The organism is Hymenobacter convexus, from assembly GCF_030580955.1.
In the GTDB taxonomy this organism is placed as follows: Bacteria; Bacteroidota; Bacteroidia; order Cytophagales; family Hymenobacteraceae; genus Hymenobacter.
This window is the reverse complement of record NZ_JAUQON010000004.1, coordinates 24545-38830: the sequence shown is the minus strand read 5'-3', so window position 1 is coordinate 38830 and position 14286 is coordinate 24545. Positions and strand designations below refer to the sequence as shown.

The following is a 14286-nucleotide window of genomic DNA, read 5'->3' as shown; positions in this document are numbered from 1 at the left end:
CCAGATGGCCGCTGCGCCGGGCGCTGCACGCATCGTCAACCGGCTTTGTTGTCCTTATTATATATGACGTTTCCGGGGCGCTACGTGCGTCCGTTCACTGCAATCCTTTTCCCATGAAAAAGACCCTTGTTCTTGGCGCTTCCGATAACCCGGCCCGCTACTCGTTTCGCGCGGCCCACATGCTCAAAAACCACGGCCACGAAGTAGTTCCCGTGGGCATTCGCAAGGGCGAAGTAGCCGGAATGGCCATTCACACCGACCGCCCGCAGGAAAAAGACATCGATACTGTGACCCTTTATGTAGGCCCGCAAAACCAGCCCGCCTGGTACGACTACATCCTCGACCTGCAGCCCAAGCGCATTCTGTTCAACCCCGGCACCGAAAACCCCGAGCTGGAGCGCCTAGCCCAGCAGCGCGGCATTCAGACCGAAGAAGCCTGCACGCTGGTCCTGCTCTCGATTGGCCAGTATTAAATGCTGAAACCAACTTTTGAAAGCGCTGCCAATTAGAATTGGCAGCGCTTTTTTGCTGTTCATTTTTAGGGAGTTAAGCTTGTAGTGCCCAGCCCGCACCGGCCGCCAGCGACAAATAAACGGTTTGGCCCACGGCCCATGAGTCGGCGGGCTGGCGCACCCGCACGGTGCTTTCGGGCACGGCCACTTCGACCTCGAAATGATTGCCGAAATAACGAACCGCTCGCACCACGCCTTTCAAGCCTGGTTTGGCCGCCGATATAATGAACTCTTCGGGGCGCACCAGCAGCGCGGCACCAGCTGGGAGGCGGGGCACGAGCTTGCGGCGGTCGGCGCCGCGCACTAGGTTGTAGTCGCCGAACAAGGCGGCGGTGTACTCGGAGGTGGGCTGGTGATAAATCTGGGCAGGCGGGCCTTGCTGCACAATGCGGCCCTGGTGCAGCACCAGGATTTCATCGGCCCAGGGCAGGGTGTCGGCGGCATCGTGCGACACCAGCAGGCAGGTGATGCCCAGGCGGGTGCCCAACTCCTCGATGATGGTTTGCAGGGTCCGCTTGTGCACGCGGTCGAGGTTGGAGAAGGGCTCGTCGAGGAGCAACAGGCGCGGGGCACTGAGCAGCAGCCGGGCCAGGGCCACGCGCTGCTGCTCGCCGCCGGAAAGCTGGTCGGTGCGGCGCTGGGCTAGGTGGTCGATGCGGCAGAGGGCGTAAAGGGCCTGGGCTTCGGCTTCGGGGCGCTGGTTGGCGTAGCGCAGCACCTGCTCGACGCGCAGGGAGTGCGGCAGGTCGGATTTTTGGGAGAGGTAGGCCACGCCCGGGTGGCCGGGCACGAGGGTTTCCTGAGGTCCACGCACCCGGTCGCCGCTGATGCGGATTTCGCCGGCCGTGGGCTGAATGAGGCCAGCAATGATTTGGAGCAGGGTGCTTTTGCCGGTGCCCGACTCGCCGGCAAGGGCCAGCTTGCGGTGAGCAGGCTGGCGAAAGCTGATGTTGTGTAGCACTGAATTGCCGTGTTCTTCCAGGCTGATGGCCGAAACCGTGAGCAACTCCATGCAAATCAACTAAATCGGGGTGCAAATGAAAACCAACGGCAGCGCTGCCAGGAAACCGGGCCGCTCAATGCCGCTGCAAGCTACGCAGATAGCCCGCAAGCCCTGTTTCCAGGCATTAAATCCAGGCTCCACGTTTCGCCCAAACGATTAAGTGAGGAGGCACAAAAGTGAAATTTCGCAAGTTTTTAGCCTGATTCCGTACCTGTCACCGCCAGGTTGGGCAGTTGCTTTGTTACGTTAAACAACCGGCTACATACCCTTTGCTCTAATTCAAATTTTGGGTTTGTCTGGTTGAGCATTACGTCTATCCTTATGTCACCCTCATCCGCAAATACCACCCTCGACATTGAAGGCATGAGCTGCGCTGCCTGCGCCTCGGCCGTCGAGAAATCGTTGGCCCGCACGCCCGGTGTGCAGAGCGCCGTGGTAAACTATGCCACCGAAAAAGCCACCGTGCATTACCTGCCCGAGCTGGCCACCCCCGCCGCGCTCAAAGCCGCCGTCGAAAACGCGGGCTATGGCGTGGTAGAGCGCGCGCCCAGCGTTGGCGTGGCCGAGCGCAATGCCGAAACCGACCAGCAGAAGGCCGCGGCCTACACCCATCTCAAGCGGCGCTTTTGGGTGGCGGCGGGCCTGGCGGCGGTGATTATGCTGCTGAGCATGCTGATGCTATGGCCCGCCGCCATGATGCGCCTGAACATGCAGTGGCTGAACGCAGCCCTGCTCCTGCTCACGCTGCCGGTGCTGCTTTACAGCGGCCGCGAGTTCTATAGCTCGGCCTGGAAAAGCTTCCGCCACCGCACCGCCAACATGGACACGCTCATTGCCATTGGCACGGGCGCGGCCTTTATATATAGCGTGGCGGCCACGCTGGCGCCGGGCTTTTTCAGGCAGCGCGGGCTGGCGCCCGAGGTATATTATGACACTACGGCCACCATCATTGCCCTCATTCTGCTGGGCAAGGTGTTGGAAATGCGGGCCAAAACCCGGACGTCGGCCGCCATTCGCGCGCTGATGAACCTGCAAGCCAAAACGGCCCGCCTCGTGCGCCCCAACGGCGAGGAGGTAGACGTGCCCATCGAAGAAGTGCAGCTGGGCGACATCGTCCTGGTGCGGCCCGGCGAAAAAGTGGCCACCGACGGCCTCATCACCGAAGGCCAGTCGGCCGTGGACGAGGCCATGCTCACCGGCGAAAGCCTGCCCGTCGCCAAAAAAACCGGCGATGCCGTGTTCGGCGCTACGCTCAACAAAACCGGCGCCTTCCGCTTTCGCGTCACCAAAATCGGGGCCGACACCCTGCTGGCCCAGATTGTGCAGCTGGTGGAGGACGCGCAAGGCAGCCGCGCGCCCATTCAGCGGCTGGCCGACCGGGTGAGTGCCGTGTTTGTGCCCACAGTAGTGGTTATTGCCCTGCTCACGTTCGCCATGTGGTTTACCTTGGCGCCGGCCGAAACCCGGCTACCGCTGGCGCTGGTCAATTTTGTGGCCGTACTTATTATTGCCTGCCCCTGTGCGCTGGGGCTGGCCACGCCCACCGCCATCATGGTAGGCACGGGCAAGGGGGCCGAGTACGGCGTGCTCATCCGCAACGCCGAGGCGCTGGAAAAGGCCTACCAGGTAACGACCGTGCTGCTCGACAAAACCGGCACCATCACCCGCGGCGAGCCGGCGGTGACGGATTTCTGGGCCGCGCCTGGCCAGTCGGTGCCCGCCTTGCTGGCACAGGTGGCGGCCGTGGAGCGCCAGTCGGAGCACCCGCTGGCGGCGGCCGTGGTGCGCTATGTCGAAGCGGAAGGCGCTTCGCCATTAGCGGCAACTGATTTCCAGGCCATTGCCGGGCGCGGCGCGGCGGCTAGCGTTGCCGGAGCGGCCGTGCACATCGGCAACGCGCGCTTGCTGACCGAAGCAGGAATCAGCCTTCCTTCGGCAATTACGGACCAGGCCGATATTCTTCAGCAGCAGGCCAAAACGGTGCTTTACGTGGCCGTGGCGGGCCAGGCGGTGGCCGTCGTTGGGGTGGCTGATGTGGTGCGGGCCAGCTCGGCGGCGGCCATTAAGCGGATACAGGCGCTCGGGCTGGACGTTGTAATGATGACCGGCGACAACCCCGCCACCGCCGCCCAGGTAGCGGCCGAAGTCGGCATCAGCCGCTACCTCGCCGAAGTATTGCCGGCCGACAAAGCCGCCCAGGTGAAGGCCTTGCAAGCCGAAGGCCGTGTGGTGGCCATGGTGGGCGACGGCATCAACGACGCCCCCGCTCTCGCGCAAGCCGACATTGGCTTGGCCATGGGCGCCGGCACCGACGTGGCCATGGAAGCCGCCGGCATCACCCTCATGCGCTCCGATTTGCAGAGCGTGGTCACGGCCATTGAGCTGTCGCGCCAAACCATCCGCATAATCCGGCAAAACCTGTTTTTTGCCTTTATCTATAATTCCCTGGGCATTCCCATCGCGGCCGGGGTATTGTACCCGGTGTTTGGGGTGCTGCTGTCGCCCATGCTGGCGGCCGGCGCCATGGCCCTAAGCTCGGTTTCGGTTCTTACCAATTCCCTGCGCTTGCGCCGTTTCAAGCCGCTGTAATCATTGTAAAAAAGGAGCGGTGCCGCGCTATTTGTTTACATAAGCCGTGGCTGCGTCTATATTTGCCGCACTACGGTGATGGATTTCCACCGCGAACCGCCGGAGCCCGCCCGCTCCGCGCTGATGATTCCTACCGCCCGGCCGGCCGCTTTTGGCCACGCCGCCTAGCTCATCTTGTTCGCCGCCCATGCCTGCTCGCTCCGATTTTGTCCACTTCCTTCCCGCCCGCCTCCGGGCGGCTGGCACGAGTGCGGCCCTGCTTTTTCTGCTGCGCTGGCTCCTCATCAGCGGGCTGATTGGGGCGCTGGCGGGCACCGCCTCCGCCGGCTTTTTATTGGCGCTGGACTGGGTTACGCAATGGCGCGAAGGCCACCCGTGGGCGCTGGCGCTGCTGCCCGGAGCAGGCTTGCTCATCGGCCTGGCCTACCACTATTTTGGCGAGCAGGCGGTGCGAGGCAACAACCTCATTCTGGATGAAATCCACCGGCCCAGCCAGCGCATTCCGTTGCGAATGCTGCCATTGGTGCTGGGTGGCACGCTGGCCACGCACCTGGCCGGCGGCTCGGCGGGCCGCGAGGGCACGGCCGTGCAGATGGGCGGGGCCCTGGCCGACCAGCTCACTCGGTGGCTCGGCCTGCGTCCCCGTGACCGGCGCCTGTTGCTCATCGCGGGCATGAGCGCGGGCTTTGCCTCGGTGTTTGGCACACCGCTGGCGGGGGCGGTTTTCGGGCTGGAAGTATTTCTGCTGGGCTCTATTCGCTACGAGGCGGTGCTGCCCAGCTTTCTGGCCGCCGTGCTGGCCGATGCCGTAACGCGCGCCTGGAGCGTGGGCCACACGCCCTACCCCGTGCTGGCGGCGCTGCCGCTCACTGCGACGTCTTTGGGCTGTACGCTGCTGGTGGGCGTGCTGTGCGGGCTGGTGGCGCGCGGTTTTGCCGGGCTCACGCATGGTATTGCGCGCTTTTTTGGCCGGCTAGCTTACACGCCTTTGCGGCCGGTGGCGGGCGGCATAGTAGTGGCTGGGCTATTATGGATGTTTGGAGCAAACCGGTTTGGCGGTCTGGGCATTCCCGTGATTGTGGAAGCATTTCAGCACCCGCTGCCGCCCACCGATTGGGCGTTGAAGCTGGCGCTCACGGCACTCACGCTGGGCTGCGGCTTCAAAGGCGGCGAAGTGACGCCGTTGTTTTTCATTGGGGCGGCGCTGGGCAGCGCGCTGGCGCTGGTGTTGCCCCTGCCGGTGGCATTGCTGGCGGCGATGGGTTTTGTGGGCGTCTTTGCCGGCGCGGCCAACACCCCACTGGCCTGCACCCTGATGGGCCTGGAATTATTCGGCGGCCAAGCCGGAATCTACCTGGCCCTGACCTGTGTAGTGGCCTATCTGTTTTCCGAGCATCGAGGCATTTACAGCTCGCAGGTAGTTGGCCAGGCCAAGCACCTGCGCCTGGGCCGTGAGCAGGGCAAGCGGCTGGGGGATTTGTGAAAAAACGCAAAAGGAACGCCAGGTGAGCATGATGTTTCTTTTATTCCTTGATTAACTATTTGCTTTCAGCAGGCAACCCTTTCCCCACCTTTTGCATCTGACGCGCTAACTCACCACCTTTTCTGCGTTTTGCCCACTCCTACCGTGACCGAAGTTGACCTTATAGCCGCTTGCGTGCGCGGCGAGCACCGGGCCCAACGCCAGCTCTACGACCAGCTGGCCGGACTCATGCTCACCGTTTGCCGCCGCTACCTCAAGCGCCGCGAAGACGCCGAGGAAGCCCTGATTTTAGGTTTTGCCAAGATGTTTCGGGCCCTGCCCAACTACCGGTTTGAAGGCAGTTTTGAGGGTTGGGTGCGGCGCATCATGGTGAACGAGGCGCTGATGCAGCTGCGCCAGCGCGAGATGATGACGGTTTCGTTCGAGGACTTTGCCCAGCCCGAAAACCTGGCCACCACCGCCGCCACTGCCGATACCCAGCTCCAGGCCGAAGACCTGATGCACCTGCTGGCTACCCTGCCGGCCGGCTACCGCACCGTCTTCAACTTGTATGCCCTGGAAGGCTACGGCCACCAGGAAATTGCCGAGTTGCTGGGCATCAGCGAAGGCACCAGCAAATCGCAACTCAGCAAGGCCCGCGCCATGCTCCAGCGCCGCGTCAGCTTTGCCGCCGTCACTACCTGAGTGCCCAAGGCCCGGCTTTTTTCAACCACGACTACTTGACTACCGATAGATATGCCTCCCGAAAATATTGACGATTTATTCCGCGAAAAGCTCGACGGCCACGCCTCGCCGCCCGGCGACGACCTGTGGGCCCGCCTGCAAGCCCACGTGCCCGCCGACGCAGCGCCGGCCGCCGAGTCAGCCCCCGAGCGCCTGGACCAGCTTTTCCAAAACGGCCTGCACCAACATGCTACCCCGCCCCGCCGCGAGCTGTGGGAACGCCTCGAAGACGAGCACCTGCGGCCGCGCAAGCGCCGCGCCGCCGCGTGGTGGCCTATGGCGCTGGCAGCGGCCGTGGCGCTGTTGCTGCTGGTGGGTGGCGCCGGGCTGTGGCTGGGCTTGCCCACCGGCAATATGTCGGCGGGCAGTGTGGCTTCGCAGTCGCCGCAATCCAGAAAATCCAGCACCACCGTACCGGCAGCTGCCGGTGCTAGTGGCTCCGATGCGATTGATAACACGGGCCGGGGCGCCGAGCCTGAGCAGCCTGGGGTAGCAGTTGTGACTCCCGAGGCAGCGCTTGAGAATACTATTTCGGTGCCGCTGCAGAAAAAGGCAACCCGCCAGGCAACCCGCTCCGACGTGGTTGCATCTACCGCATCAAAGGCCAGCAAGGCAGCCCGCGAGCAGTCTTCCCGCCATTTGAACGGAACTACCCGGCCGCTGGACGCAACGACCGACCAAGCCCAATCATTGGCCCGCACGACAACCCCGCCCGCTACCCGCCCGGCCCCCACTTCCGCCGCTGACGAGCCCCGGAAAGCCTTGGAAGATGCCCCGGTAATTGCCCAAACCACGAAACCCTCTCCGGCGGCAACTATCGTCCCGGCCGCTACCAACGAGCTCATCACCGTCGATGTGCGCTCCGGCGACGCGGCGGCGCGGGCTGCCAAAGCCACGACGTCGGCCCTGGCGTCGGCCGAAGCACCGGTTGAGCGCAAACGGCTGGGCGGGCGCCTGCTCCAACAGGCCGGCCACCTGGTGCGGGGCGAGCAAGTCAACCTGGCCGAAGCCGTGGGCCTGCCCGAAAACCTGACACTGCGGGCCAACGTGGGCGGCCACACGGTTTCGAAATCCATTCAATTGTAATTCACTTTTTCTTTCTCAGAAATCATGCAACGCGCTTTTCTCCCCTCTTTTCTGCTGCTCACTGCCCTCACGGCCGGCCTGAACGAGGCCCGCGCCGCCCGCCTGACGCTGCCCGCCACGGTGCAGGACACCATTGTGATGCGCCTGCCCAACCGGGCCACCCTCACCCTGACGGTGCGCGACGCGGCCCAGTTGCGCCAGCTTAAAAACTACCACCTCGACTCGCTCACCACCCGCCTGGCCACCTACATCACGCAAGCCGAAGCCGCCGCCAAGGTGGGCACCACCAACCAAGTGACCATGCGCTTCTACCCCGACAAGGACCAGCCCGGCCAGAACCTGCCCGAGGAAATCCGCATCACGGCCCACAAGCCCGGCACCGATGGCCAACACGGCCCCACCAAAACCCAGGTCTTTCTGAACAAGAAGTTCGGCATCACCACCACCAAGGACGCCGACGGCCAAAACTCCTTCAGCATCGGCACCGACGGCAACGTGAGCGCCAAGGCCAAGGGCGATTCCACGAAACGCACTAGCCGTAAAGACCGGGGTACGGTGTATTTCAACTTCGCTACCGGGCTCAACGCCTTTGCCAATTCAAAGGCTAATAGCGTCAGCTCCGGCGCCCCTGCGCTCACCCTTTGGGACTTCTGGGGGGGCGCGGGCTACACCACCTTCGGCCTCGATTTTGTGCAGCCTTTGGCTTACAGCAAGCGCGCCAAGCTGGCCCTCACCTTCGGCCCCGAGTTTGCGACCAACCGGTTTGAGCTGCGCGGCAACGACCAATGGCTGCAGACCGGAAGCGCGACTTTGGTCGACCGTGCCCCGGACGCCAAGCAGATTGATAAGTCCAAGCTCACCATCAACTCCATCAACCTGCCCGTGATGTTGCGGCTGAAGCTGCGCAACAAGGACGACCGGCGCACGCTTTCGGCCGGCATCGGCGGCTTTGGCGGCTACCGCGTGGGCGGCAACATTACCACCGAATACAAAATTGCGGGCAACGACAACAAGCACGAGGACAAGCTCCGCGGCGACCTCAACGTCAATGACTGGCAGTACGGCCTGCAGGGCGAGCTAGGCTTCCACGCCCTCCGCTTCTTCGCCAAATACAACCTCAACGAGGTGTTTCAGGACAACAAAGGCCCTCAAACCCACGCCCTCAGCTTCGGCCTGCGCGTGATTGGTTTCTAGAAGTTGACTTGCTGAATAAAAAGCGCCCCGGAGACTCCAGGGCGCTTTTTTATTGCCCCCGGAAAAAATTATCCAGCAGAATGGCGGCCGAAATAGCCACGTTCAGGCTTTCGGCCCGCCCGCCGGCGCCGCGCGGGATGTGCAGCTTGCGCGTAAGGGCCGCCGCCACGGCGGGCGTGAGGCCGTGCGACTCGGAGCCCATCACCAGCACGCCGGCGGGGCGCAGCTGCACGCGGTGCACGTTGTCGCCCTCCAGGTCGGCGCCGAAAATGCCGGTACCGGCCGGCAGGGTGGGCAGCCAGGTGCCAAGGTCGCGCTCCCAAACGGGCACGCGGGCGAAAGCGCCCATGGTGGCCGACACAGTTTTGGGCGCAAACGCGTCGGCGCAGCCGGGGCTGAGCACCACGCCGGCTAGGCCGTACCAATCGGCCAGGCGCAGCAGGGTGCCGAGGTTGCCGGGGTCGCGCACTTCGTCGAGGGCCAGCAACAAATGGCTCTGTGGCAGCGTTGGAGGCAGCGGGGCTTCGGCGGGCAGGCGGGCCACGGCCAGGGCGGTAGTGTTGTTGGCCAGGGTGCCCAGCTGGGTAAGCTCGGCTTCCGACACGAGGGTGAGCGGCAGCCGGGCGGGCAGCGAGGCACGGTTTTGGGAAGCAAATTCGGCCGTGGCCAGCAGGTGTTCGGTTTCCAGGTCGGAACTTAGCAGTTCCAACACGCTTTTTCCGCCTTCCACCAGAAACGCGCCGTGGCGTTGCCGGTACTTCTTTTGGTGCAGCGACTGCACGTATTTGCCAAGTGCTTTTGAAACCATTGTTATCAACCTATTCTGCGAAGCTACGGCCCTGGCGCCGGCTGGGGCCGGTGCTGGGCCTGGCGCTGCTGGCGGCGTGCTCGCCGTTTAAGCTGCTGCAGCCGGGCCAGCGCCTGCTCAGCCGCGTCGAAATTAAGGGCGTGGACCAGGCCGACAAAGAACGCCTCACCGCGCTGGCCCAGCAAAAACCCAACACCCGCTTTCCGCTCCCCAAGCTGGCCATCTACCAACTGGGCCACAGTTTCTACGATTCGGCGCGCATCAAAAACAAGCTGCGCGACATCCAGACCAGCTACGCCGACAAGATGAAGGCCGCCGGCACCGACTCGGCCAAGCTGGGTAAGCTCATTGGCCAGCGCGAGCGCAAGGTGAACCGCAAGCAGCTGGCCCTCGACAAGGGCAACGCCATCATGCGCCTGGGCGAAGCCCCGGTGGTATACGACACGGCCCTCACCCGCCGCTCGGTGGAGCAGATGACGACGTTTCTGCATGCGCAGGGCTTTTTTCGGGCGCGCGTCGCGGCCACCGACACGGCCCGCTACCGGCGCGGCATCATCATTCGGGGGTTGCAGGCGGTGGGCTCCATCTTTCCCAGCAAGCCCGACTCGCTGGATAAGGTGAAGCGCTACCGCCGGGTCACGGTCACGTATTCCATCAACGAAAACAAGCCGTTTCTCTACCGCCTCCAGGCCCCGAGCATTCCCGATTCGGGCGTGGCCGCCGTGGTGCGCCGGGGCCAGGGCGCCTCGCTCTTGAAGGAAAACGAGCGGTACAACGAAGACCTCATCGGCCAGGAGCGCACCCGCCTCGAAACGCTGCTGAAAAATGCGGGCTACTTCGATTTCCGCCAGCAGTACATCACCCTCGAAGCCGACACCAGCTACGAAAAATACACCGTTCGGCTGCGCACCTTCATTGCCAACCCCGCCCCCGGACAGGCCCACCGCCTCTACACCGTGAAGCAGGTGCGCTTTATCACCGATGCCGGCGTGGGCCGCACCCTGCGCAATGCCGCCGGCGACACGCTGCGCCGCGCCGGCACACCCGGCGCCCTACGCGCCCGCCCCAGCCTGGGCCTGCGCACCGATACCACCGTGACCGACTCGATTCGATTCGCGGCCTACGACCAAAAGTTCAGCACCAGCCTGCTGGCCCGCAAGGTGCTGGTACGCCCCGGCCAACGCTACAACCTGACCAACACGCTGCAAACCCAGCGCCTGCTGGCCGACCTGGATATGTTCCGGTTCAATACCGTGAACTACCGCAAAGTGCCCGACCCACCCGCCGCCGACAGCGCCGGCCTGCACCCGAGTACCGGTGAGCTGGTGGCGGTGATAAATGCCTCGCCGGCGCCCAAGTTTGCCATAACCGACGAATTGGGTGGCACCTACGTGGCCACCCTGCCCGGTCCTTTCCTCAACGTGCGCTTGAAGACGCGCAATCCCTTCGGCGGGGCCGAAGTGCTGGAACTGGGCGTGCGGGCCGGTTTGGAAGGCCAGTACAACCGCATCACCGGCATCAACGAGTACACCCGGCAGTTTGGGGCAACCGCGGCCTTGGTGCTGCCCCAGTTTCTGGTGCCTTTCCGCACCAACCATTTCCTCACGCGCTACAATCCCAAAACCCGCTTTTCGCTGTCCGACACCTACGTGCAGCGCCCCGAATACACCCGCACCAACCTGGAATTCTCCTTTGATTACGTTTGGCAAAAATCGATTTTTCACCAATATGTTATTTCGCCGGTCGTCATCAACCTGGTAAACACCAGCAATATAGACAAGACGTTCGAAAGAAATCTGTTCCTTTTGGCGGCGCAGGGCTCGCCGCTTTTTCGGTCGTTCACCCAGTTGTTCGAGCCGAGTATCAGCGCCACGTCCTTATACAATTCCAACGACTTTAACGAAACGCGTGATGCGCAATATTTTCGCCTCTTCGGCGAGATTGGCGGCCTTTCGCGCAACTTGTACCGGAATGCGCCTTGGTTCAATTTGCAGGTTTACAACTTTGCTAAGCTGACGGCTGACTACCGCCGCTACCATCACCTCACGCCCCATACCTTCTTTGTGTGGCGCCTCAACGGCGGCATTGCGCAGGCGCTCAGCACCACGAATGTGAAAGTGGAGCCGCTTGACCAACCGGCTTATTTCGAAGAGCAACTGATTATTCCGTACGACAAGTACTTGTTTGCTGGCGGCAGCAACAGTGTCCGGGCCTGGCGGCCGCGGCGCCTTGGTCCCGGCAGCTACACCACGTACCGGCTGGTGGATGGCGGCAACGTGCGCGACGACACCTCCGAGCAACCCGGCGAGTTGCTGCTGGAAGGCAGCGTGGAGTACCGCTTTCCGATTTATTCCTTTATCAACGGGGCACTGTTCACTGATTTTGGCAACGTATGGACCATTCAACGCGACCCGCGGCCGGGAGCACAGTTCAACTTCCAAACCTTTGGCAAGCAGTTGGCCGTGGGTAGCGGCGTGGGCATCCGCTTCGATTTCACCTTCCTGATTCTACGCCTCGACGTGGCCGCGAAAGTGTACGACCCCACCGCGCCGGAATCCAAATGGGTTATCAACCGCTTATACAAGGACAGCGCCTACGGCGCTGCCTTCAACATCGGTATTGGCTATCCATTCTAATTGGTAATTTGGTAGAAAGGCGGTTCGGGGGGTGTAAAGGTTGGGTTGAGCACACCAACCTTTACCCCCCCCGAACCGCCTTTCTATATCTTAATACCCCAGCAGTTCTCCCAGCGCCGCCGATACTTTCAACGCGCTCGGCAGCATCTGCTTTTCCAGTTCCACGTTGAGGGCAATGGCCGGCAGGTTGGCCGCGCCGAGCGTAAATACCGGCGCATCCAGCGCCTCGAAGCAGTGGCGCTGAATGCGGCCAGCCAGGCTTTCGGCAAAGCTGTTCAGCAAAGGCTCTTCGGTGAGGACCAGCACCTTACCGTGGCGGCGCGTGGCAGCCGTCACGGCGTCGAAATCGAGTGGGTTGAGGGTGCGCAAATCGAGGATTTCGACCTGGCCGGCGAAGTCGCGGCTGGCGGCTTTGGCCCAGTGCACGCCCATGCCGTAGGTCACTACCAACGCCGTTTCGCCGCGGCGCAGCTTTTCCGCATCGGCTTCCTGGGCCACGGCGGCCAGGCCCAGCGGGATGACGTAGCCAGCCGCCGGCTCCACGGTTTTGGCATCTTCGGTGCCCGGCACCTTGCTCCAGTACAGGCCCTTGTGCTCCAGCATCACCACCGGATTGGGGTCGAGAAAGGCGGCGCGCATGAGGCCTTTCATGTCGGCCGCGTTGCTGGGGTACACCACCTTAATGCCCCTAATGGTGAGCAAAGTGCTTTCGATGGAGCCCGAATGGTAGGGCCCGCCCCCGCCGTAGGCCCCGATGGGCACGCGGATGAGCGCCGGAATCGGAAACTTGCCCATAGTGAGGTAGCAGGATTTCGACAGTTCCTCCACCAGTTGGTTCAGGGCGGGCCAGATATAGTCGGCAAACTGGATTTCGACGATGGGCCGGGCGCCCACCGCCGCCATGCCGGCCGTGCTGCCCACAATGTAAGCTTCCTGAATGGGCGTGTTGAACACCCGGCCATCGCCGTACTTCTTGGCCAGCAGCGCGGCCTCCCGGAACACGCCGCCCAGCTCGCCGCCCACGTCCTGCCCGTAGAACAAGGCTTCGGGGAATTCGCGCAGGATGTCATCCACGGCGTGCAGGGCCGCGTCCACCATCAGGGCCTTTTCGGCGCCGGCGGGGCTGCGCTCGCCGGCTTCGGCCAGCACGGTGGGCGGGGCAAACTCGTGGTCGGCAAAGGTAGCGGGGTCGGGGTTGGGGGCCGCTAGGGCTTCATTCCAGTCGGCCAGCACCGTGGCGCGGGCTTCGGTTCGCAGGCCGTCCAGTTCCACCGCCGAAAAACCGCCCGCCAGCAGCTGCTGATGCAGGCGCGGCAGCGGGTCTTGGGTTTGATGCGTAGCTAAATCATGGCGGTACCATTCGCGGCGCACGCCGCTGGTGTGGTGGCCCAGCAAGGGGCACTTGGCGTGCACCAGCACCGGACCGCGCCGGGCGCGCACGTGCGCAAAGGCCTCGGCCAGCCCGGCATAGGAGGAACCAAAATCAGCCCCGTCCACCTGCAAACGCCGCAGGCCCGGAAAGCCGGCCGCAAACTCGTAGGCGTTCATGGCGCGCATCTCGCGTCCGGTAGCCGAAATGCCCCAGTCGTTGTCCTGCACCAGATAAATAATGGGCAGCTGGTGCAAAATCGCCATTTGCAGCGCCTCTGAGACCTCGCCCTCCGTCATTGCCCCGTCGCCAATCGAGCATAGGGCCAGCGAAGCGTTTGTGGTCAGCCGTTCGCGGGTCGTTTTGAAAGCATCACTGCTCGTGGCCAACTGTTCGCCACCTACCGATTCCAAATACTTGATGGCGTGCGCCATGCCCGTGGCCGGAATGGCCTGCATGCCCGTGGCCGAGCTTTGGTGCGGAATAACGGGCACGCCCGCCCGCCGCAGCGAGGGGTGCGAGTAGTACGTCCGGCCGCCGCTGAACGGGTCGTCGGCTTTGGCCAGCAGCTGGAGCATCAGTTCATACGGGCGCAGGCCGAGGCCCAAGAGCATGGCATCGTCGCGGTAGTAGGGCGCCGCAAAATCCGTTTCCCGTAGGTGAAAAGCGGCGGCCAGCTGCACGGCTTCGTGGCCGCGGGCGGTGGCGTGCACGTAGCGGGCGGCGGTGGCTTTTTGCTCTTCGTAGAGGTCGGCCATGGCGGCGGCCGTAAGCATCAGGCGGTAGGCGCGGCGCAACAGCTCGGGGTTGAGCGGGGCCGGGCCGGCCGCGGGCGTGGCCGTGAAGGCGGCGGCCGCCGCCGCCGCCGCGCTGGCTACGCGGG

The 14286-nt window shown here is 63.5% G+C and carries 10 protein-coding genes, 1 pseudogene and 1 riboswitch; of the genes and pseudogenes, 7 read left to right on the top strand and 4 right to left on the bottom strand.

Translation table 11 applies throughout. The annotated features are described in order from the left end of the window. Window positions 1-113 precede the first annotated feature (113 nt). The gene (locus Q4S41_RS09385; protein WP_305012162.1) at window positions 114-473 is read left to right on the top strand and encodes a CoA-binding protein; all 360 of its coding nucleotides are present in this window, start codon (window positions 114-116) and stop codon (window positions 471-473) included. A gap of 73 nt (window positions 474-546) precedes the next feature. Here the strand turns inward: Q4S41_RS09385 and Q4S41_RS24640 are convergent, their stop codons facing one another. Beyond that, on the bottom strand, window positions 547-756 hold the full coding sequence (locus Q4S41_RS24640; protein ID WP_449271965.1) for a TOBE domain-containing protein: 210 nt from the start codon (window positions 754-756) through the stop codon (window positions 547-549). 306 nt (window positions 757-1062) lie between these two features. Beyond that, window positions 1063-1524 (bottom strand): annotated as a pseudogene (locus Q4S41_RS24635) (ATP-binding cassette domain-containing protein); the annotation flags it as partial. Window positions 1525-1836: 312 nt separating this feature from the next. Here Q4S41_RS24635 and Q4S41_RS09375 point away from each other — a divergent pair. The 5 genes from Q4S41_RS09375 to Q4S41_RS09355 all read left to right on the top strand — a co-directional run bounded on the left by Q4S41_RS09375 (window position 1837) and on the right by Q4S41_RS09355 (window position 8590). Further along, window positions 1837-4104, top strand: coding sequence for a heavy metal translocating P-type ATPase (locus tag Q4S41_RS09375; RefSeq protein WP_305030859.1), 2268 nt, complete (start codon window positions 1837-1839; stop codon window positions 4102-4104). 65 nt (window positions 4105-4169) lie between these two features. After that, window positions 4170-4244: riboswitch (Fluoride riboswitch) on the top strand. A 47-nt stretch (window positions 4245-4291) separates the two neighbouring features. Then, window positions 4292-5587, top strand: coding sequence for a chloride channel protein (locus Q4S41_RS09370; RefSeq protein WP_305030858.1), 1296 nt, complete (start codon window positions 4292-4294; stop codon window positions 5585-5587). 129 nt (window positions 5588-5716) lie between these two features. After that, on the top strand, window positions 5717-6271 hold the full coding sequence (locus Q4S41_RS09365) for an RNA polymerase sigma factor (RefSeq protein WP_305030857.1): 555 nt from the start codon (window positions 5717-5719) through the stop codon (window positions 6269-6271). 51 nt (window positions 6272-6322) lie between these two features. Beyond that, window positions 6323-7396 carry a hypothetical protein gene (locus tag Q4S41_RS09360; RefSeq protein ID WP_305030856.1) on the top strand — a complete coding sequence of 358 codons (1074 nt, stop codon included), beginning with the start codon at window positions 6323-6325 and terminating at the stop codon, window positions 7394-7396. A 24-nt stretch (window positions 7397-7420) separates the two neighbouring features. Next, window positions 7421-8590: an outer membrane beta-barrel protein gene (locus Q4S41_RS09355; protein ID WP_305030855.1), complete on the top strand. Its 1170-nt coding sequence runs from the start codon at window positions 7421-7423 to the stop codon at window positions 8588-8590. A 49-nt stretch (window positions 8591-8639) separates the two neighbouring features. Here Q4S41_RS09355 and Q4S41_RS09350 read toward each other — a convergent pair whose 3' ends face one another. Then, window positions 8640-9398, bottom strand: a complete 759-nt coding sequence (locus Q4S41_RS09350) for an RNA methyltransferase (protein WP_305030854.1) — start codon at window positions 9396-9398, stop codon at window positions 8640-8642. On the opposite strand from Q4S41_RS09350, the gene tamL reads away from it, so the two are divergent. Continuing rightward, entirely contained in the window at window positions 9389-12034 is a 2646-nt protein-coding gene (gene tamL, locus Q4S41_RS09345) for a translocation and assembly module lipoprotein TamL (protein WP_305030853.1), read from the top strand. The two genes, Q4S41_RS09350 and tamL, sit on opposite strands and share 10 nt — an antisense overlap. 90 nt (window positions 12035-12124) lie before the next feature. On the opposite strand, the gene Q4S41_RS09340 is transcribed toward tamL, so the two are convergent. Further along, window positions 12125-14179 carry an alpha-ketoacid dehydrogenase subunit alpha/beta gene (locus Q4S41_RS09340; RefSeq protein WP_369811288.1) on the bottom strand — a complete coding sequence of 685 codons (2055 nt, stop codon included), beginning with the start codon at window positions 14177-14179 and terminating at the stop codon, window positions 12125-12127. Window positions 14180-14286: the final 107 nt, after the last annotated feature.